Genomic DNA, 6,065 nt, shown 5'->3' with positions numbered 1-6,065 from the left:
CGGAAAAATTCCGTGGCATGATGGACTGGGCGGCGAAAGTCATCGTACTGGTGGGTTTGCCAGCCAGTATTGCCCTGTTCATGCTGTCAACACCGATTATTCAGGCATTATTTGAACGCGGACAATTCACTTTTGAAGATACCCAGATGACTGCCTTGGCACTGCAATGTATGAGTGGCGGTGTGATTGCCTTTATGCTGATTAAAGTCTTTGCTCCCGGCTTTTATGCCCAGCAGGATACCCGTACACCGGTACGCGTCGGTTTAATGGCAGTAGCAGCCAATGCAATTCTGAACGTGATCTTTATTGGTTTCTTTAAGCTGATTCATTGGGAAGCGGAACATATGGCGCTGGCACTGGCTTCGACCGGTTCAGCCATGGTCAATGCGGGTCTGCTGTATTTTTATCTGCATCAACGCAATATTTTCCGCTTTGGTGCACACTGGAAAAAAATCTTCCTGCAATTCATGTTTGCCAATGTGGTGATGATTGCAGCTTTGGCCTATGCACTGAGCTGGTACAATGGTGATGTATCACAGTGGATGCGTGTACTGGAAGTACTGATTTTATGTGTGGTCGGGGTAGTGGCGTATTTGGCCGCATTGGTCGCTGCTGGTTTCAGACCACGCCATATCAAACCGTAATCCATTTTGGGCGCATAAAAAACAAGAGCCAAATGGCTCTTGTTTTTTCTGTAGGAAACTTTTCCTTAAGCAAAAATCAGTCGCTAGACCTTGCCGCGAGAAAGGAAACCAACAATGGCAAGAATAACGGCAATCACCAATAAGATAATCGCGAAATCCTTAGATAAGCCTGCTACTCCACCGAAACCAAGTAGACTGGCAATTAAGGCAATCACAGCAAAAATAATAGCCCAGCGAAACATATCAATTCTCCATGTGTTTTTATTCTCAAATCCAGTATAGGAATATTCGATTTTGGGCACTGTTAGTGTTTTGTTGATGTACTGTCTCTGATTTAACAATAGTTTACGTGATATTAATAAGATTCACGTCCCTACATTTCCTTTGTTGAGACTTGGTATAATAAGCTGATTTTTACCATAGCCGTTTTGATTATGTCTGATGCCTTACGTCCATACTTCTGGAAAAAATATAGTCTCACTGAGCTGACACCAGAAGAATGGGAAGCGCTTTGTGATGGTTGTGGGCTTTGCTGCCTGATCAAGCTGGAAGATGAAGACACCCACGAAGTTGCCTATACCAAAGTGGCTTGCAAATTACTGGACTGTAAAACTGCCCGCTGTTCGGATTATCCGAACCGGCTGCAATATGTGCCCGATTGTATCCAGCTAACACCTGAGAAACTGGACACCATTCACTGGTTGCCATCAAGCTGTGCCTATCGCCGAGTTGCTGAAGGGAAAAGCCTGCCATCCTGGCATTATCTGAAGACAGGTTCACGACAAAGCGTAATTCAGGCCAAAAAATCTGCTGCTGGTCGCTGCTTAAGTGAAGTCGATATTGATGAAGATGAAATTGATGAATATATCGTACGCTGGGTGCGCTAGCTGTTAGCGCAATCCAACCTCGTCAAATGATTAAATAAAAAAATTAAGCTGCCTGTTGTAGCAGTTGCTGTGCTGAAGACCCCGACATAGGTCGGTAAAAATAAAAACCTTGTCCGATCTGGCAATCACAATTGATTAGCGTGTCCAGTTGTTCAGTATTTTCAATACCCTCGACCAGTACATCCAGAGAAATACTGGAACCAATCTGGGTAATGGCTTTGACAATGGCCAGCGCAGACGGATCATTGTTCATGCGTTCTACAAAGTTGCGATCAATCTTGATGCAGTCGACCGGATATTCCTGTAAACGGGTCAGGGAAGAATGACCGGTACCGAAGTCATCCAGAGAAATATGAATTCCATGTTTTTTTAGCAGGTTTAGTGCCCGGATCACATAATTGGCTCCGCCTTCGGATAAGCTCTGCTCGGTAATTTCCAGTTCAACCTTATGTGCAGGAATATCGAATCGGGATAGACGAGCCAGGAATTTCTCAGCATAGTCATCGCGCAGGAATTCAACTGGAGCTGCATTGATTGAAATTGGCAGTATATCCAGACCCTCGGCTTGCCAGCGGCTCATATCCTCAAAGACTTTTAGCTGCATGGTTTCACTGATGCGCGAAGCTAAATCATAGTCCTGGAAAGCAGAAAAAATATGAGAGGGTAACTGGATCTGATGCTGTTGATCCTGCCAACGCAGTAAGGCTTCGAAACCAATCACCTCACCATCAGAAAGGCGAACCTTAGGCTGATAATAAGGAATAATCTGATCCGCATGAATAATCTTGCGTGCCAGCGTCAGTTGTTTGGTCATGTTTTCCAGTGACCTGAACATCTCCTGATTAAACATGCGAATCCCGCCACGACCACTATTTTTCAGATCATTCAGGGCAATATCGGCACATTTCAGCAGGTTGGAACTATTCTGGGCATCACGCGGATAAACGGTACAACCGATACTCATACCGATACTCATACGATGGCCGACATAACTCACTGGTTGTTCCAGTTGGGCATAGGCCAGTTGTGCAGTATTAATCAGCTGGGCTTCGTTTTCCAGGTTTTTGACTAAAATAGCAAACTCATCGCCACCCAGACGGGCAACGACTATATTATTGGAGCCAAAACAGGCCTGAAAACGCTTGCCCAAGACATGCAGCAAATGGTCCCCGGCAATATGACTCAAAGTGTCATTGATATGCCGGAAATAGTCTAGGTCGATCAGGAGCAGGCCAACCATTATTTGCTGTTGCTTGGCTTTTAGCAGTACCTGTTTAAAGGTCTTATAAAAGGCATTGCGGTTATACAGTCCGGTCAGCTCATCACGCTGAATTACGGCTTTTAAACGGCTTTCAACTATTTTTTGCTGACTGACATTGCGTGAAACACACAGGATATTTTGGGGAATATTATTTTCGTCCAATACTGGAGTCAGTAAATGATCCCAGTATTGTGGGTCCTCATTCTCCGTCTGGGCTTTTTCTACAAAACGGCTATTTAAACCTTGAGCAGCCTGTTTTAAAGCGCGTTGTCCGGTTTTTTTAACTTCAGCGGGTAACAGGCTTAACCATGAATGCGGGGCAGGCTGCTGTTCAGGATCAATCCCTAACTTATGACAGGCTGACTGATTGATATGACGGATTTCGCCTTGTGGAGACATCACTTTAATACAATCGACACTGGCATCCAGCATGTTTTTCTGGGTAGAAATCACCTGAGACAGTTGTTGCTGAATCTCAAAATATTCATGGATATCGGTCAGTGATACCGACCATTGCAGCAGATGTTCTGCTGTATGCTGAAACTTGATGGCCAAGGCACACATACGGTAGCTGGAATCAGCCGATTTAATCCGGCACTGGGTATTAAAGCCTTGTTGCTGATTCAGGCCAGCATGCCATTGCTCAGAAAACGTTGGCTGATCATCTGGATGAATCAGGCTTTGCCATTCTTTAGGACCATATTCACTTAAATTGGTACCTAAATAATCCGAAAGTGCCTGATTAAAATATTCAATATTATCCTTGCCCAGCACCCAAAGCGGATGCGGCACATCATTGATCAGATCTTGTAATAATCTGGATTTTGCCTGTTGTTCATTAGAAGATTGTATCAAGGTTGAAATAAGCGAATCAGCGCATTCTGCAGTTGTTCGTCTAGATTTATTATGCTTCATGCATCCCCACCGATACCACCCAAAGAGCATCCAATCAGTTGCTCAAGTCCATTCTAATTAATATGAGATAATGTGAAATTTACAAGGTTATTAACCTGTAATTAATCATGTTCTATTTATCTACTTTTCATAAGATTAATCCATTCATTGTAAAAAAAATAGAGATTTCTTACATAAATTAAATTTTTCTCATAAATGTTTGAAATATTGGAATCAAAACTACCAGTGTTAGAATGAAAGCAGAATTTAATTTGAGCCAATAATAAGATGTCAGACAGTCATATCCCGCTTCCAGAACGCTTGCGGCCTCGCGACCTTGCAGAAATTATCGGGCAGGATCACTTGCTTGGAGAGAATGCACCTCTACGTCAGATGATTGACCAAGGGCATTTACCATCGATTATCTTCTGGGGTCCACCTGGAGTAGGTAAAACCACGATTGCCTTGCTACTTGCCCAAGCGGTGGACCGGCCATTTATCAGCCTGTCTGCACTCAATACCGGTGTGAAAGAATTGCGTGAAGTCATTGCGGAAAGTGGTGATCTGCTGACGCCTGTAGTGTTTATTGACGAGATTCACCGTTTTAATAAATCCCAGCAGGATGCACTGCTGAATGCCGTCGAAAAAGGCAAAATTACCCTGATTGGCGCGACGACGGAAAATCCATCTTTTGAAGTCAACAGTGCCTTGCTGTCACGTTGTCAGGTCTATACCTTGAATGCGCTGAGTGACGAAGCGATTCAGACCTTACTAACTCAGGCGATTCATACTGACAAATTCCTGCAGGAACGCTATATCCAGATTGAAGAATTTGACGCCTTATTGCAGTTTGCCGCAGGGGATGCGCGTAAGGCACTCAATCTACTAGATCTGATTGCCAGTACTTTTGAGGCTGATCAGGAAAATATCATTACTAATGCGATTGTGGTCAAAGTCGCACAGCAGAATATTGCCCGTTATGACAAGTCTGGCGAGCAGCACTATGATCTGGTTTCGGCCTTCATCAAGTCGATTCGTGGTAGTGATCCGGATGCTGCCCTGTACTGGATGGCACGCATGCTGAAAGGTGGTGAAGATCCGGTCTTTATTGCCCGCCGTATGCTGATTGCGGCATCAGAAGATATTGGCAATTCCAATCCGAATGCTTTGTTGCTAGCGGGTGAATGCTTCCGCTCAGTTCAAGCGATTGGTATGCCGGAATGCCGGATTATTCTGGGACAATGTGCGGTTTACCTGGCGACCAGTGCCAAAAGTAATAGTACCTATCTCGCGATTAACAAGGCGATGGATCTGGCTGAAAAAACGGCCAATTTGCCAGTGCCTTTACATCTGCGTAATGCACCGACCAAAATGATGAAAGAGCAGGGCTATGGGGTAAATTATCTGTATCCACACAACTATCCGGAACATTTTGTCCTGCAAGATTACCTGCCGCCTGAGCTGAAAGGCACCAAGCTGTACGAATCGGCACGTAATAAGCGTGAAGTAGAAGGCGAACGTCTGCAACAACGTCGCTGGCAGCAGGAACAACAGCAGCAATAAGCAAAAAAAAGCCCAATTCAAGGAGAATTGGGCTGAAATAGGATGTCTTGGGGGAGATACATCCTAGAGGGTAAGGGTATAAATCTGGTCAGCAACATCAGATGGATTGCATCTGCTGGGGATGTTGCTGGGATGCAGTAATATTAAGGCATGCATTGAATAATGTAAAAACGATCATTTTTATTAATAAAATTCATTTTTTCGATCATAAGATTAGATAATAAAAAACCGGGTTATTAACCCGGTTCTTTGAAGCATTACTAGTATTTAGATATCTTCAAGATTGATACCTAAACGTGCTGCAACTTCTTCGTACGCTTCAACCACGCCGCCTAGGCCTTGACGGAAACGGTCTTTATCCAGTTTTTTCTTGGTGTCTTTATCCCATAGACGGCAACCATCTGGAGAGAATTCGTCACCCAGTACGATACGGTCGTGGAACACACCGAATTCAAGTTTAAAGTCAACCAGAAGCATATTACCCGCTTCGAATAATGCTTTAAGCACATCGTTTACTTGGTAAGTCAGTTCTTTCATTTTTGCCAGTTGTTCAGCAGTCGCCCAACCTAAAGCAATCGCTTGAGATTCGTTCACCATTGGATCGCCTAGCGCGTCATCCTTGAAGAACAATTCGAATGTAGGAGGCGTTAATTCTTTACCTTCTTCTACACCCAGACGACGGCATAAAGAACCCGCAGCATAGTTACGTACCACACATTCTACTGGAATCATTTTAAGTTTTTTCACCAGCACTTCAGTCGGTGTCAGCAGTTTCTCAAAATGAGTTTCAATACCAGCAGCAGCCAGCTTTTCCAT

6 protein-coding genes are annotated in these 6,065 nt (G+C 44.1%); 3 read left to right on the top strand and 3 right to left on the bottom strand.

Annotated features, from left to right (window positions below; all coding sequences use genetic code 11):
- Window positions 1-644 (top strand): murein biosynthesis integral membrane protein MurJ (gene murJ / locus B4J23_RS12760; RefSeq protein ID WP_291361100.1); only part of this gene is annotated, 644 nt, incomplete at its 5' end.
- Between the two features lie 83 nt (window positions 645-727).
- Here the strand turns inward: murJ and B4J23_RS12755 are convergent.
- Window positions 728-886 carry a DUF1328 domain-containing protein gene (locus tag B4J23_RS12755; protein WP_004647174.1) on the bottom strand — a complete coding sequence of 53 codons (159 nt, stop codon included), beginning with the start codon at window positions 884-886 and terminating at the stop codon, window positions 728-730.
- A gap of 192 nt (window positions 887-1,078) precedes the next feature.
- Between B4J23_RS12755 and B4J23_RS12750 the strand changes: the two genes are divergently transcribed.
- Window positions 1,079-1,531 (top strand): YcgN family cysteine cluster protein, encoded by a 453-nt coding sequence (locus B4J23_RS12750; RefSeq protein ID WP_004781392.1) that lies wholly within the window; start codon window positions 1,079-1,081, stop codon window positions 1,529-1,531.
- 43 nt (window positions 1,532-1,574) lie between these two features.
- Here B4J23_RS12750 and B4J23_RS12745 read toward each other — a convergent pair whose 3' ends face one another.
- Window positions 1,575-3,737: a putative bifunctional diguanylate cyclase/phosphodiesterase gene (locus B4J23_RS12745; RefSeq protein ID WP_034170265.1), complete on the bottom strand. Its 2,163-nt coding sequence runs from the start codon at window positions 3,735-3,737 to the stop codon at window positions 1,575-1,577.
- A gap of 237 nt (window positions 3,738-3,974) precedes the next feature.
- Between B4J23_RS12745 and B4J23_RS12740 the strand changes: the two genes are divergently transcribed.
- The gene (locus B4J23_RS12740; RefSeq protein WP_291361087.1) at window positions 3,975-5,249 is read left to right on the top strand and encodes a replication-associated recombination protein A; all 1,275 of its coding nucleotides are present in this window, start codon (window positions 3,975-3,977) and stop codon (window positions 5,247-5,249) included.
- Window positions 5,250-5,516: 267 nt separating this feature from the next.
- Here the strand turns inward: B4J23_RS12740 and B4J23_RS12735 are convergent.
- Window positions 5,517-6,065: phosphoribosylaminoimidazolesuccinocarboxamide synthase (locus B4J23_RS12735; protein WP_291361085.1), on the bottom strand; the 549-nt coding region annotated here is incomplete at its 5' end.

The organism is Acinetobacter sp. UBA3025 (assembly GCF_002367915.1).
Classification (GTDB): Bacteria; Pseudomonadota; Gammaproteobacteria; order Pseudomonadales; family Moraxellaceae; genus Acinetobacter.
This window is presented reverse-complemented; position numbering and strand designations above follow the sequence as displayed.